Below are 14578 nucleotides of genomic sequence, written 5' to 3' on the forward strand. Positions count from 1 at the left end.
CGACCTGAAGCTTGCAGCTGCTCTACGCTGACGTTACTTGGCAGCCTTGATGGCAGTGCCGAGTTTCTTGGCAGCGTCGGCCGGGTCGGCTTTCGGGTCGTTGATGTAGTTGGTCACGACATCAAAGAACGCGCCCTGCACTGCCAGCGTGGTCGCCATGTTGTGCGCCATGCTCGGTTGCAGGCCGCCGTTCTTGGCGTCTGCCAGGAAGTCCTTGGCAGCGGTCTGGGCGCAGGAGTCGAAACCGTACTTGCCCATGTCGGCGAGCATGTCGTTACGCACCGGGATCGAGCCCTTGTTGATGCTGAAGACTTTCTGGAAGTTTTCACCCAGCACGACTTTGGCGATGTCCTGCTGACCGGCCGCGGTGCCCGCGTCCTTCTGCTTGAACACGGCCAGCGAGTCGATGTTGTAGGTGAACGCCTTGTCGGTGCCCGGGAACGCTACGCACTCGTAGTCCTTGCCGGCGACTTTCTTGGCGGCGGTCCATTCGGACTTGGCCCAGTCACCCATGATCTGCATGCCGGCCTTGCCGTTGATGACCTTGGCCGCTTCCAGGTTCCAGTCCTGGCCTTTGCCGTCCTGGTCCATGTAGGTCGCGACTTTCTTCAGCTCGGTCAGGGCCTTGACCATTTCCGGGCCGGTCAGGGCAGCGTTGTCCAGGTCGACCAGGGCTTTCTTGTAACCATCAACACCCATCACCGACAGCACGACCGCTTCGAACACGGTGCTGTCCTGCCAAGGCTGACCGCCGTGAGCCAGCGGAATGAAGCCCGCCGCTTTCAGCTTGTCGCCGGCGGCGTAGAATTCTTCGAGGGTGGTCGGGGCTTTTTCGATACCGGCTTTCTTGAAGACTTCCGGATTGATCCACAGCCAGTTCACGCGGTGAATGTTCACCGGCACGGCCACGTAATCACCTTCGAACTTCACGGTGTCGGAGACTTTCTTGTCGAGCAGGCTGTCCCACTTCTCGGACTTGGAAACGTCTTTCAGGACGTCAGTGTCGAGCAGACCGGTCGACGCCCATTCCTGGATGTCCGGGCCCTTGATCTGGGCAACGCCCGGCGGGTTGCCGGCTACCGCGCGGCTTTTCAGCACGGTCATGGCAGTCGCACCGCCACCGCCGGCGACAGCGCCGTCTTTCCATGTGAAACCGTCTTTCTCGACTTGTGCCTTGAGCACATCGACGGCAGCTTTTTCGCCACCGGACGTCCACCAATGCACGACTTCCACCGAACCTTTGGATTCGGCAGCGGAAACACTCAGGGGCAGCACAGCGAGCGGGAACAGGGAGGCGACAGAAATGACAGTAGCGAGGCGAGAAATCGCATTCATCTGAGATGTACCTTTCTTGTTGTTATGCATGCAAGTCTGGTGCTTGCGCTGCACACGAGTTTAAACAGAGCGTTTCCCCTCGCAGGTAACGAAGGGACGCGCGAATGTCACCACATGGTTACACAGGAACGCTTCGGGACAGGTGTGCCAGAGCACTGGCCATGCTCGGCGCCAGCGGCAGACGCGGGATCAGAACCGCCTGCCAGGCGTGGTACAGATCCGGTTTGCCCGCCCAGATATCGGCACTTGGGCGGTTCTGCGGATCGAGTTCGTGGTGCCAGCTGCCATCGCAGCGGTCGATGAAATGCGTTTCGCAAAATTCCCAGAACAGGCGATACCAGCTTTCGTACTGCGCATCGCCGGTACGTTTGAGCAAGGCACTGGCGGCAGCGCTGGCCTCGGCGTGGGTCCAGTGCAGGCGATGGCGAACCACCGCTTTGTTGTTCCAGTCGAGGGTGTAGACGATGCCCGGTGTGCCATCCACATCCCAGCCATGGCGGCAGTTGTTTTCGAACAGCTTTTGCGCGTCAGTGGCCAGCCAGCCGGGCGTGAGCATGCCGGCCTGAACCCGCGCGGCTTCGAGGTGCAGCAACAGCCGCGCCCACTCGAAACCATGGCCCGGCGTGGTGCCGTAGGGACGGAAACCGTCGGCCGGATTGTCATGGTTGTATTCGCGCAGCGGTTGCCAGTCGCGGTCGAAATGCTCGATCACCAGGTAATCGTTGGCAGCGGCGTGCCCGTGAATCACCCGCTCGACGATGCGTTGCGCACGCACCAGCCAGCGTGGGTCTTCGGTGACATCGGCCAGCGCAAGGAAGGCTTCGGTGGCGTGCATGTTGCTGTTGGCGCCGCGATAGGCTTCTTCTTCGCGCCAGTCACGGTTGAAGAATTCGCGCATGGCGCCCTCTTCTTCGCTCCAGAAATACGTGTCGATGATGTCGATGGCGTCATCCAGCAACGCCTGCGCGCCGGGGCGTTGCGCGACCACGGCAGAACTGGCCGCGAGGGCAACGAAAGCATGCAGATAAGCGTTCTTGCCGGTGTTGCCGTCACGGTGTTCGGCGACGGCAAACCAGCCGCCGTGCAGCGCATCGCGCAACGGGCCGCGCAGGGCCGCAACGCCGTGATCGACCAGCTCGGCAAACCCCGGCAGGCCCTGAATGTGGGCCATGGCGAAGCTGTGGGTCATGCGCGCGGTGTTCATGGTTTCGGCTTGCGCGCCGGCCTGAAGCTGGCCGCGCTCATCGAGATTGCCGAAGCCTTCGGGCAATCGTGAAGCCTTGGCAAATGCCAGCAGGCGCAGGCCTTCATCGGCGAGCCATTGCTGGTGGGCAGGGGCGTTCAGCCAACTGCTGAAGCCCGGATTGAAGTGATCCATGGGTGGCCTTTTTTGTTGTTATGACTGCGGGCAGTCTAAACAACGGGCCGGGAGGGACTTGTAACGAAGGGGGCGGGCTTTGTCACGGATCAGTGACATTAGCATTGAACGGACCGACGCCTTCGCGAGCAAGCTCGCTCCCACAGGAGACAGGCGTTTTGTTCAAAACCAATGTGGGAGCGAGCTTGCTCGCGAAGAACGATGACGCGGTCTGACTAGTCAGCACTTCGCGGCAATTGCAGGGTCACGCGCAATCCGCCTTCACGAAGGTTCTGCAATGTCACCTCACCGCCATGGCTATGGGCAATGTTGCGGGCAATGCCCAATCCAAGCCCATAGCCCTGCTGCTGCCCCGCCAAGCGGAAGTGCGGTTCGAACACCTGTTCCAGCCGCTGTTCCGGCACGCCCGGCCCTTCATCGTCGACGTGCAACACGAATGCGCTGTCATCGTCATCGATGTGCAAATGCGCGTTCTGCCCGTACTTCAACGCGTTGTCGATCAGGTTGCCGATGCAGCGTTTGAGCGCCAACGGCTTGCCCGGATACGCCGCCAGCGCCCGCCCTTGCTGGGTCACGCGACCGTTGCCGTTGGGCGCCAGATACGGTTCCACCAGACAGTCGAGCACATGGTTGAGATCCACCGGTTCGATGTTTTCGTGGATGTCGGTGTCTTTCACGCATTGCAGCGCGCCTTTGACCAGCAGCTCCAGCTCATCCAGATCACGGCCGAACTTGGTCTGCAGCGCTTCATCTTCCAGCAGTTCGACCCGCAGTCGCAGACGCGTGATCGGTGTGCGCAGGTCGTGGGAAATCGCACTGAACAGCTGACTGCGCTCGGTCAGGTAACGGCTGATGCGCTCGCGCATGGTGTTGAATGCACGCCCCACTTCCACCACTTCGCTGCCGCCGCCCTCAGCTACAGGCTCGACGTCGGCGCCCAGCGACAAATCCCGCGCGGCCCGTGCCAGACGCTTGAGCGGCCGGCTCTGCCAGTGCACCAGCAGGCCGATGAACAACAGCAGAAATCCGCTGGTGAACACGATGAACCACACCTGCTGGGTCGGCAGGCCTTGTTCTTCAAGACTGGTGTAGGGCTCGGGCAACAGCGAGGCGATGTACAGCCATTCACCCGGCGCCAACTGAATCTGGGTCACCAGCACTGGCGGATTCACCGGTTCCAGGGTCAATGCGTAATGCGCCCACGAACGCGGCAACTCATCGAGTTTCAACCCGGCGTTGAAGATCCGTAAGTCATCGGGGCTGACGAAGGTCACCAGAATGTCGGTGTCCTGGCCCAGCGACTGACGCAGCACTTCATCCACCGCTTTCAACACCGCGGCCTTGCGCGGCGTCACCGGCAGCACTTCCATGCCCAGCGGTTTGTCATTCAGCGTCACCACAAAACGCGTGCCGCCCATGCTGCGCAACTGGTCGAGCACCAGCGGTCGATAGGCCACCGGCAACGAGCGGAAATAACTGACGCTGGCGGTCATCGAATGGGCGAGGCTGCGCGCGCTGGTGACCAGGCCTTCGAGCTGGGTCGCGCGCAATTGGGACACCCAGATCACGCTGGACAGCGTCTGGGCAAACAACACCGCGAGCAACGTCAACAGCAACATCCGCCCAAGCAGCGAACGCGGCATTGGCACTTTGCGCGCGGTGGTGCGCAGGAACTCAGTGACCATTGCCGGCAACCACATTGGCTGCCAGCTGGTAGCCGCTGCCACGCACGGTGCGGATCAGGCGCGGCGGTTTTTCGGTGTCGCGCAGACGCTGGCGCAAACGGCTGACGGCCATATCGACAATGCGGTCGAGGGGCATCAGGTCGCGGCCACGGGTGGCGTTGCCGATGGTGTCGCGGTCGAGGATTTGCTGAGGGTGATCGAGGAACAGCTTCAGCAGAGCGAAGTCGGCGCCGGACAGAATCACTTCCTCGCCGTCGGTGTGAAACAGTCGATGGCTGACCATGTCCAGCCGCCACTCATCGAACGCCAACACTTCACTGCCGCCGCGTTCCTGACCGAATTGGGCGCGACGCAGCAGGGCCTTGATCCGGGCTTGCAGTTCGCGGGGGCTGAAAGGTTTGCCGAGGTAATCGTCGGCACCGAGTTCCAGGCCGATGACCCGGTCGGTTTCGTCGGAACTGGCGGTGAGCATGATGATCGGCACCTGGGCCTGACGCGGATGCTGGCGCACCCAGCGGCACAGGCTGAAGCCGTCTTCATCGGGCAGCATCACATCGAGGATCACCAGATCGCTCGGCGCCTCGTTCAGTGCCTGACGAAAACCGGCGCCATCCGCCGTGGCCCGTACCTGAAAACCCGCGCGGGTCAGGTAGGTTTCCAGCAACTCGCGTATCTCCTGGTCGTCATCGACCAACAAAATCGACTTGTTGACTGAGCTCACTTCGAAGGCATCCTTGTTGTTGGAATTGGGCGGATTATGCCTGATGAACCTTGGTTATTTGTGGTCTGTTCTGGCCTCATCGCTGGCAAGCCAGCTCCCACAAGGTCTTGTACACATTCTGAGAATGTCTGGAATCCTGTGGGAGCTGGCTTGCCAGCGATGAAGGCGACTCGGTTTCAAGCCTGTTCGAGCGCCACTCCTGCACCGACGAGCCCCGAGTAAGGCGCCGTCACCAGCCACACCGGAATCCCCTTGAAGTAATCGCTCATGCAGCCCTTGTCGGCAAAGCTGCGGGCGAAACCGCTTTCGAGGAAGAAATCGGCGAAACGCGGAATCACGCCGCCAACGATGTACACCCCGCCCCGGCCGCCAGTGGTCAGCACGTTGTTGCCGGCCACGCGACCGAGCCAGCAGCAGAACTGCTCCAGCACTTCCAGGGCAATCGGATCACCCGCCAGCCCGGCCGCCGTGATCGCTTCCGGCGTGTCGAGTTTCGGCTCATGACCGTCCACCGCACAGATCGCCCGGTAAACCCGTGGCAAGCCGCCACCGCTCAACGCGGTTTCCGCGCTGACGTGGCCGATCTCGTTGTGGATGTGCTGCCAGAGCTGGGTTTCACGCGGGCTGCTCAGCGGCAGATCGACGTGGCCGCCCTCTCCCGGCAACGCGGCAAACCGCCCCTCACCGAGATCAAGCAAGGTGCCGACGCCCAGGCCAGTGCCCGGGCCGATCACCACTGCCGGGCGCAATGGCTCCGGCGTGCCTTCGCAGACCACGCGAAATTCGCCGGGCTGCAAACGGGTCATGCCCAGGGCCATGGCCGAGAAATCATTGACCAGCAACAACTGCTCGACCTGCAAGGTCTGGCAGAACGCCTTGCGGCTCAGGCGCCAGTGATTGTTGGTGAACTTGAATTCATCACCGCTCACCGGCCCCGCCACCGACAGGCACACCGAACCGATGGCGCCCGGCGCCAGACCGAGCCCGCTCAGGTAGAGGCTGATCGCCTCTTCCGGGCTGGCATGGTCGGCCGTGGCCAGCACCTGAACCGATTCGAGCTGCTGATCTTTCCACAACGCAAACCGCGCGTTGGTGCCTCCGATGTCACCGACCAAAGCCAGTTTCAATTAAGCGTCTCCAGGGCAGAAGTGAAGGCGCTGGCGCCCTGCTCCGCCGAGCTGAAGGCCAAACGCATGAAGCCAAACAGTTCGCGACCGCTGCCGATGTTGTTGCCCAACAGGCCTTTGGCGGGTTCGCGCGCTGCGAATTCGGCGGCGTCCACCTTGAGTTCCAAAGTGCCTTTGACGCCATCGACGCGGATGATATCGCCCTCTTGCACGCGCGCCAAAGCGCCGCCGACATAAGCTTCAGGGCTGACGTGAATGGCCGCCGGGATTTTCCCCGACGCGCCGGACATCCGTCCGTCAGTCACCAGCGCGACTTTGAAGCCGCGATCCTGCAGCACACCAAGGAACGGCGTCATCTTGTGCAGCTCCGGCATGCCGTTGGAACGCGGGCCCTGGAAGCGCATCACCGCGACAAAATCCTTCTCCAGCAGACCGGCCTTGAAAGCGTCGGCCAGATCCTGCTGATCCTGGAACACCATGGCCGGGGCTTCGACGATCTGGTTTTCCAGCGCGACGGCGGACACCTTCATCACGCCACGACCGAGGTTACCTTCCATCACGCGCAAGCCGCCCTCTGCCGAGAACGCACGAGCCACCGGCCGCAGGATGTTTTCGTCGAGGCTGTCGGTCGGGCCTTCGCGCCACACCAGTTTGCCGTTATCGAGGAACGGCTCTTTGGTGTACTGGCTCAAGCCGTGGCCGAGCACGGTGTTGACGTCTTCGTGCAGCAGGCCGGCTTCCAGCAGTTCGCGGATCAGGAACGACATCCCGCCGGCTGCCTGGAAGTGGTTGATGTCGGCTTTGCCGTTCGGATAGACGTGGCTCAGGGTCGGCACGACTTCGGAGAGGTCGGCCATGTCCTGCCAGGTCAGTTGAATGCCCGCCGCCATGGCGATGGCCGGCATGTGCAAGGTGTGGTTGGTCGAGCCGCCGGTGGCGTGCAGCGCGACGATCGAGTTGACCAGCGCCTTCTCGTCGACGATTTCGCCGATCGGCAGGAAGTTGCCGCTCTGTCTGGTCAGGCGCGTGACCTGATGCGCGGCCTCGCGGGTCAGGGCCTCACGCAGCGGCGTGTTCGGGTTGACGAAAGAGGCGCCCGGCAAGTGCAGGCCCATGACTTCCATCAGCAACTGGTTGGTGTTGGCGGTGCCGTAGAACGTGCAGGTGCCCGGGCTGTGGTAGGACTTCATTTCCGATTCCAGCAGCTCTTCGCGGGTCGCCTTGCCTTCGGCGTACTTCTGCCGCACGTCGGCTTTTTCCTTGTTGGAAATCCCCGAGACCATCGGCCCGCCCGGTACGAAAATCGTCGGCAGGTGACCGAAACGCAGGGAGCCCATCATCAGGCCCGGCACGATCTTGTCGCAGATGCCGAGCATCAGCGCGCCGTCGAACATGTTGTGGGACAGCGCCACGGCCGTCGACATGGCGATCACTTCGCGGCTCGGCAGGCTCAGCTCCATGCCCGGCTCGCCCTGGGTCACGCCGTCGCACATGGCAGGTGTACCGCCGGCGAACTGGCCGACCGAGCCGATTTCGCGCAGGGCGTTCTTGATCTGTTCCGGGAAGACTTCGTACGGCTGGTGCGCCGAGAGCATGTCGTTATATGACGAAACAATTGCGATGTTCGCCGAGTTCATCATCCGCAGGCTGTGCTTGTCTTCGCTGCCACATCCGGCCACGCCGTGGGCGAAGTTGGCGCATTGCAGCTTGCCGCGCATCGGCCCGTCAGTTGCAGCGCCGCGAATCAGCGCAAGGTAAGCCTGACGCGTGGCGCGGCTGCGGGCGATAAGCCGTTCGGTGACCTCAAGAACGCGGGGATGCATGTGTAGAACTCCAGGCTAACGGATGTGGCGACCTGATTGTCTATGCTGATCAAAAGCCCGTTCGCGTGGGATGACGAACGGTTTTCTTGATCATTCGGACCAGTTGATTCAGGTCACTCGTTGTAGATAAAACAAAATATTGCCACTAAAAAGGCTTGTTTTCTATTTTTATGCGAATAATCTTGTAATTCCAACAACAAAACGACGGCGGCGCTGTTCAATGACTCTTCGAATCGCAATCAATGGTTTTGGCCGCATCGGCCGTAATGTCCTGCGCGCACTGTATACCCAAGGCTATCGTCAGGATTTGCAGATCGTCGCCATCAACGATCTGGGCGACAGCGCAATCAATGCGCATCTGCTCAAGTACGACACCGTTCATGGCACATTCGACGCCGAAGTTGCTCACGACAACGAGAGCCTGACCGTCAACGGCGACCGCATTTCGGTCAGCGCCATCCGCAACCCGGCCGACCTGCCATGGGCCGCGGAAAAGATTGATGTGGTGTTCGAATGCACCGGTCTGTTCACCGACCGGGCCAAAGCCGCCGCGCATATTACCGCCGGCGCACGCAAAGTGATTATCTCGGCCCCGGCCAAAGGCGCCGATGCCACCGTCGTCTATGGTGTGAACCACGACATCCTGCGCCAGTCGCACCAGATCATTTCCAACGCGTCGTGCACCACCAACTGCCTGGCCCCGGTGGCTCAGGTGCTGCACCGGGAACTGGGCATCGAAAGCGGTCTGATGACCACTATCCACGCCTACACCAACGACCAGAACCTGACCGACGTTTACCACACCGACCCGTACCGCGCCCGCTCCGCCACCCAGAACATGATCCCGAGCAAGACTGGTGCTGCCGAAGCGGTGGGCCTGGTGCTGCCGGAACTGGCGGGCAAGCTGACCGGCATGGCCGTGCGCGTGCCGGTGATCAATGTGTCGCTGGTTGACCTGACCGTGCAACTGAAGCGCGAAGCGTCGGCCGATGAAGTCAATGCATTGATGAAAGCGGCGAGCCAGCACTCGAAGATCCTCGGCTACAACACCCTGCCGCTGGTATCGAGCGACTTCAACCACAACCCGCTGTCGTCGATCTTCGACGCCAACCACACCAAATCCAGCGGCAAACTGCTGAAAGTGCTGGCCTGGTACGACAACGAGTGGGGTTTCTCCAACCGTATGCTCGATAACTGCCTGGCGCTGTGCAACGCCGAGTAGTCCCTCCCGCATACCTGTGGGAGCTGGCTTGCCAGCGATGAGGTCGGCACATCCAATATGGATATCCGCTGACCTACCGCCATCGCTGGCAAGCCAGCTCCCACAAGGTCAATTATTCCAATTTGAAATCAGGGCTTGACCACTCGACTAGATGATAAGCATTATCATTCGCTCGAAATGGATCAGGTCCTCCCGTGAGTCAATCACACTTCAACCACGTCTTCCTCGCCCAGCGCACGTCGCTGCTGCGGACCCTGGAACGGATGGTCAACAACCACAGCACCGCCGAAGACCTGTTGCAGGAAACCTACCTGCGCGTCACCCGGGCGCTGAGCGAACGGGCCATCGATCACCTTGAACCCTTTGTCTTCCAGACCGCGCGCAACCTGGCGCTGGACCATTTGCGTGCGCGCAAGATTCATTCGCGCACCATGGTCGACGACGTGCCGCAGGACGTGGTGCACAGCGTCGCCGCCCCCGCCAGCAGCGCCGAAGACGCCGCCCACGCCGAACAATTGCTGGAGCGCCTGAACGTGAGCCTCGGTGAACTCAGCCCGCGCCAACAGCAAATCTTCATCCTCAGCCGCCTGCATGGGCACAGTTATCAGGAAATCGCCGAAGAACTGAGCGTGTCCCTCAGCACGGTGCAGAAAGAACTCAAACTGATCATGACCATCTGCATCGGTGTCGCCGAGCGTTTGAATAGTGACTGACGCTGTAGGGCGTTTCTGTAAACCTCAGGATCGACTGCACTGATCATCGGGCTTTGTTACCCTTGCCCGACTTTTACGCTTCACTAAAAAAACAGCCGTGCACAGACACTGCCGAGGAAACACCGTGACGGACACCCACCGCTCCCCTCCGCCTTCATCGGCGCAGGACGCCGCCAGCGCAATGGACCAGGCCCTGGACTGGCTCATCGTGCTCGGCAGTCCGGACGAGGAGCAGACCCGGCAATTCCATGCCTGGCTGGCGGCCGATCCGTTGAATACCGAGGCGTTCGCCAAGGCCCAGGCGATCTGGGACGGCCCGCAGATCGCCGAATGCGCGCAGAACCTCGCCGCCAAACCGAAGAAAGTCACCGTCCTCACTCGCCTGCGCCCGCACTGGAAACCGCTGGCCACCGCCGCGGTGCTGCTACTCGGGCTGTTCAGTTTCAGCAACCTGCCGATGCGTCTGCAGGCCGATCACCTGACCGTGGTCGGCGAGCGTCAGCGCCTGCAGCTTGAGGACGGCTCGAAAGTCCTGCTCAATACCAATTCCGCGTTCTCCAGCACGATCAACGATCAGCAGCGAGTCGCGCGGCTGTATCAGGGCGAAGCGTTTTTCGAGATCCCGGCGAGCCGTAACCAGCCGCTGGAACTCGACGCCGGCCCGGTGAAAGCCAGCGTGCGCGATACCGCTTTCGCCGTGCGCTATCTGGACGGCGTGGCGCAGGTGCGGGTGCAGCGCGGCGATGTTGATCTGCGGGCGACCCGTGACGATGCGCGGGTGCGGCTGTCCGCCGGGGAAAGCATCCGCATCGGCCCGAACGGTTTCGATCGCCCGGCCAAGGTCGACGCCGCCACCGATCTGGCGTGGGTGCAGGGTCGGCTGATCTTCGAGAACTGCCCGCTGAACCAGGTGCTGGCCGAACTGCGTCGCTACTATCCGGGCTTCATCATCAACACCAACGAGCAGTTGGCCGACGTCGCCGTCACCGGCAATTACCGTCTCGACCAGCCGCTGGACGTGGTGCGTTCGCTCGCTCACATTACCTCGGCCAAGCTTCAGGAATTCCCGGCGCTGGTGATTTTGAACTAAATGAGAATTATTTTTACTCGATAGCCAAAGCTCGTTCGTCTCGTTATAGCCAATGCAATTGATTCGCATCTCGCGAGATCAATCAGCACCTATAAAGATTCGTGCGACACGGAGCGCTATCGATGTCCTCACGCCTTACCCGCCAGACTTCTTCCCCTTCCCGCGTGCTGTCGCTGCTGACCGCCGCCATCCTGATGGCCGGCACCGCGCCGCTGATGGCCGCCACCGAACAGCCGACGCGCAACATGGGCGACTACTCGTTCGCCATCGGCCAGCAGCCGCTGGTGTCGGCGCTCAATGCGTTCACCGCCGTCACGGGCTGGCAGGTCGGTTTGCCGGCAGAACTGGGTCAGGACGTGTCGTCGCCGGGCGTGCGCGGTTCGCTGCCACCGGAAAAAGCCCTGGAGCGCCTGTTGGTGGGGACCAACCTGAGCTTCCGTAAACTGAGCAACAACAACGTCGTGCTGGAAAAGCGCGCCAGCAGCGGCGCACTCAATCTTGATCAGGTGACCATCAGCGCCACCCGTCAGGAGCAGTCGATCAACAGCGTGCCAGCCACCGTCACCGTGCAGACCCGTCAGGATCTGGACCGCAACAACGTCAACACCATCAAGGATCTGGTGCGCTACGAGCCGGGCGTCTCCGTCGGCGGCGCCGGCCAGCGCGGCGGGATCAGCGGCTACAACATTCGCGGCATCGACGGCGACCGGATTCTGACTCAGGTCGACGGCGTCGAAGTGCCAGACGGTTTCTTCAACGGCCCTTACGCCAAGACCCAGCGCAACTACGTCGACCCGGAAATCATCAAGCGCGTCGAAATCCTCCGTGGCCCGGCCTCGGTGCTGTACGGCAGCAACGCCATCGGCGGCGCGGTCAGTTACTACACCCTCGACCCGGACGACATCATCAAGCCCGGCAAAGACGTCGGCGCCCGCCTGAAAACCGGCTACAGCTCCGCCGACGAGAGCTGGCTGAAATCCGCCACCGTCGCCGGTCGCGCCGACCAGTTCGACGGCTTGCTGCACTACAGCCAGCGCGACGGCCACGAAACCGATTCCTACGGCAGCAACAACGGCACCGGCCTTGAGCGCACCGCCGCCAACCCGGAGGACGTGAAAGCCACCAACGTGCTGGCCAAGATCGGCTGGAACTACAACGAAGGTTCGCGCCTGGGCCTGACCTACGAAAAGTACAAGGATGATCGCGACACCGATCAGAAAAGCGCCTACGGCGGCCCGTACTTCAACGGTGCCCCGACGATCCCGGACAGCGTGCTGCCCGGCGGCATGTACCAGTGGCGCACCGGCAACGACACCATCACCCGCGAGCGTTTCGGCCTGGAGCACAGCTTCGAGTTGAACAGCCTGCTGGCGGACAACGTGAAGTGGAGCCTCAACCACCAGACCGCCAAAACCGACCAGAGCACCGACGAGTTCTACTACCCGATCACCCGTAAAGTGCTGCGCACCCGCGACACGATCTACGAAGAGAAACAGTGGGTCTTCGACGCGCAACTGGACAAGGCATTCGCCATCGGTGACACCGATCACGTGCTGACCTACGGCACCACCATCAAGCAGCAGAAAGTCACCGGCTCGCGCAGCGGCGACGGCACGTGCCTGGCGGTCGGTCGCGGCTGCACCGCCATCGGCGCCACCAGCGCGGCTGACGTACTGAAAAAATCCAGCGACTTCCCGGACCCGACCATCAACACCTACAGCCTGTTCGCCCAGGATCAGATCAGCTGGAACAACTGGACCTTCCTGCCGGGCCTGCGCTACGACTACACCCAGCTCAAGCCGCACATCACCCAGGAATTCCTCAACACCGTGGCCGCCGACGGCAACGGCACAGTCAGCGACAAGAACAAGACCTGGCATAAAGTCTCGCCGAAATTCGGCCTGACCTACGCACTGACCGAAAACTACACCTGGTACGGCCAATACGCCGAAGGCTTCCGCACCCCGACCGCGAAAGCGCTGTACGGCCGCTTCGAGAACAGCACCACCGGCTACAACGTGGCGCCGAACCCGGACCTGGAACCGGAAAAAAGCAAAAGCTATGAAACCGGCCTGCGCGGCAACTTCGAGCAAGGCTCGTTCGACGTGGCGGTGTTCTATAACAAGTACCGCGACTTCATCAACGAAGACGCCGTCACCCCGGGCTACAGCGAGCTGACCTTCCAGTCCAGCAACATCAAGCACGCGACCATCAAGGGTGCGGAAGTCAAAGGTCGCCTGAACCTCGATTCGTTCGGCGCGCCACAGGGCCTGTACACCCAGGGTTCGATCTCCTACGCCTATGGACGCAACAACGACAACGGCGAGCCATTGAACAGCGTCAATCCGCTGACCGGCGTGTTCGGTCTGGGTTATGACCAGGACAACTACGGCGGCCTGCTGAGCTGGACCGTGGTCAAGAAGAAGGATCGCGTCGACGACAGCAACTTCAAGTCGCCGGACGGCGTCAGCAGCCAGTTCAAGTCGCCGGGCTTCGGCGTTCTCGATCTGGCCGGTTATTACAAGGTCACCGACGACGTCACCGTCAGCGGCGGCATCTACAACCTGACCGACAAGAAATACTGGCTGTGGGATGACGTGCGCGGTTACGACAGCGTCGGCGAAGCGTCGGTGACACAACCGGCCAACCTCGATCGCCTGACCCAGCCGGGTCGCAACTTCGCGATCAATCTGGTCTGGGATATCTGATCCGGATGACCTCACGGCGCGCATGCATTGCCGCGCCGTGAGGTTTTTTTACTGTCCGGCGCTTGCCCGTACGTCTCGTTATCAAGCGCCTCTTCTTTTCAAGGACATCTCATGAGCACCCCGGAAAAAGCCCTGCGTTCGCAACGCCTGAACCAGATCACCCACGAGCCGCACAGCAAGCTCGACGCGCTGGTCAAGGCCCACGCGCCGTTCGAGACCCGCGCCAATTTCGCCCGGTTCGTGGTCGCGCAGTACCTGTTCCAGTCGGAACTGGTGTCGCTGTACAACGATGCCGAACTGACCGACATCGTCCCTGACCTGCCGGCCCGCTGCCGCGCCGAAGCGGCCAGGGCCGACCTCGCCGACCTCGACACCGAAGTGCCTGCGCCAGTGGCCGGCGCGGTGAAAAACCCGAGCAAGGCCCGCGCCCTGGGCTGGATCTTCGTGTCCGAGGGTTCCAAGCTCGGTGCTGCGTTCCTGATCAAACGTGCGGTGGCGCTGGACCTGAGCGAAACCTTCGGCGCCCGTCACCTGGGCGAGCCTGAAGGCGGTCGCGCCGAAGGCTGGAAGAGCTTTGTGCGCACCCTCGATTCGCTGCAATTCAGTGCCGAAGAGGAAGCCGAAGTCGAGCAAGGCGCGATTGACGCGTTCAACCGCTTCACCGTGCTGCTGGAACAGGCTTACGCCAAAGAAGCCGAACCGGCCTGAGCCACACCGGACACAAAACCCTGTGGGAGCTGGCTTGCCAGCGATGACGGCGCGTCAGACAACATCCG

11 protein-coding genes are annotated in these 14578 nt (G+C 61.7%); 5 read left to right on the plus strand and 6 right to left on the minus strand.

The window, feature by feature from the left end:
• Nucleotides 1–33: 33 nt before the first annotated feature.
• The 6 genes from IHQ43_RS22420 to edd all read right to left on the minus strand — a co-directional run bounded on the left by IHQ43_RS22420 (nucleotide 34) and on the right by edd (nucleotide 8069).
• Nucleotides 34–1335 carry an ABC transporter substrate-binding protein gene (locus tag IHQ43_RS22420; RefSeq protein WP_007951167.1) on the minus strand — a complete coding sequence of 434 codons (1302 nt, stop codon included), beginning with the start codon at nucleotides 1333–1335 and terminating at the stop codon, nucleotides 34–36.
• A 118-nt stretch (nucleotides 1336–1453) separates the two neighbouring features.
• Entirely contained in the window at nucleotides 1454–2713 is a 1260-nt protein-coding gene (locus IHQ43_RS22425) for a D-mannose isomerase (protein WP_192562152.1), read from the minus strand.
• Between the two features lie 215 nt (nucleotides 2714–2928).
• A complete protein-coding gene (locus tag IHQ43_RS22430; RefSeq protein WP_192565044.1) occupies nucleotides 2929–4356 on the minus strand; it encodes an ATP-binding protein in 1428 nt (475 codons plus the stop codon).
• 31 nt (nucleotides 4357–4387) lie between these two features.
• Entirely contained in the window at nucleotides 4388–5119 is a 732-nt protein-coding gene (locus IHQ43_RS22435) for a response regulator (protein ID WP_192562153.1), read from the minus strand.
• 176 nt (nucleotides 5120–5295) lie between these two features.
• Nucleotides 5296–6246 (minus strand): glucokinase, encoded by a 951-nt coding sequence (locus IHQ43_RS22440; protein WP_192562154.1) that lies wholly within the window; start codon nucleotides 6244–6246, stop codon nucleotides 5296–5298.
• Nucleotides 6243–8069 (minus strand): phosphogluconate dehydratase, encoded by a 1827-nt coding sequence (edd, locus tag IHQ43_RS22445; RefSeq protein WP_192562155.1) that lies wholly within the window; start codon nucleotides 8067–8069, stop codon nucleotides 6243–6245. Before edd ends, IHQ43_RS22440 begins: the two co-directional genes overlap by 4 nt.
• A gap of 220 nt (nucleotides 8070–8289) precedes the next feature.
• Between edd and gap the strand changes: the two genes are divergently transcribed.
• From gap to IHQ43_RS22470, 5 genes are all read left to right on the plus strand, one after another.
• Nucleotides 8290–9291, plus strand: coding sequence for a type I glyceraldehyde-3-phosphate dehydrogenase (gap, locus tag IHQ43_RS22450; RefSeq protein WP_007951174.1), 1002 nt, complete (start codon nucleotides 8290–8292; stop codon nucleotides 9289–9291).
• Between the two features lie 194 nt (nucleotides 9292–9485).
• Nucleotides 9486–10004: an RNA polymerase sigma factor gene (locus IHQ43_RS22455; RefSeq protein WP_192562156.1), complete on the plus strand. Its 519-nt coding sequence runs from the start codon at nucleotides 9486–9488 to the stop codon at nucleotides 10002–10004.
• 124 nt (nucleotides 10005–10128) lie between these two features.
• The gene (locus IHQ43_RS22460) at nucleotides 10129–11094 is read left to right on the plus strand and encodes a FecR family protein (protein WP_192562157.1); all 966 of its coding nucleotides are present in this window, start codon (nucleotides 10129–10131) and stop codon (nucleotides 11092–11094) included.
• A gap of 122 nt (nucleotides 11095–11216) precedes the next feature.
• Nucleotides 11217–13802: a TonB-dependent receptor gene (locus IHQ43_RS22465; protein WP_192562158.1), complete on the plus strand. Its 2586-nt coding sequence runs from the start codon at nucleotides 11217–11219 to the stop codon at nucleotides 13800–13802.
• 111 nt (nucleotides 13803–13913) lie between these two features.
• Nucleotides 13914–14510: a biliverdin-producing heme oxygenase gene (locus tag IHQ43_RS22470; protein ID WP_192562159.1), complete on the plus strand. Its 597-nt coding sequence runs from the start codon at nucleotides 13914–13916 to the stop codon at nucleotides 14508–14510.
• Nucleotides 14511–14578: the final 68 nt, after the last annotated feature.

Source organism: Pseudomonas gozinkensis (genome assembly GCF_014863585.1).
In the GTDB taxonomy this organism is placed as follows: Bacteria; Pseudomonadota; Gammaproteobacteria; order Pseudomonadales; family Pseudomonadaceae; genus Aquipseudomonas; species Aquipseudomonas gozinkensis.

Coding starts and splice junctions, on each gene's coding strand:
- IHQ43_RS22420 (WP_007951167.1), bottom strand. CDS start 1,335: ATGAATGCGATTTCTCGCCTCGCTACTGTCATTTCTGTCGCCTCCCTG.
- IHQ43_RS22425 (WP_192562152.1), bottom strand. CDS start 2,713: ATGGATCACTTCAATCCGGGCTTCAGCAGTTGGCTGAACGCCCCTGCC.
- IHQ43_RS22430 (WP_192565044.1), bottom strand. CDS start 4,356: ATGCCGCGTTCGCTGCTTGGGCGGATGTTGCTGTTGACGTTGCTCGCG.
- edd (WP_192562155.1), bottom strand. CDS start 8,069: ATGCATCCCCGCGTTCTTGAGGTCACCGAACGGCTTATCGCCCGCAGC.
- gap (WP_007951174.1), top strand. CDS start 8,290: ATGACTCTTCGAATCGCAATCAATGGTTTTGGCCGCATCGGCCGTAAT.
- IHQ43_RS22465 (WP_192562158.1), top strand. CDS start 11,217: ATGTCCTCACGCCTTACCCGCCAGACTTCTTCCCCTTCCCGCGTGCTG.
- IHQ43_RS22470 (WP_192562159.1), top strand. CDS start 13,914: ATGAGCACCCCGGAAAAAGCCCTGCGTTCGCAACGCCTGAACCAGATC.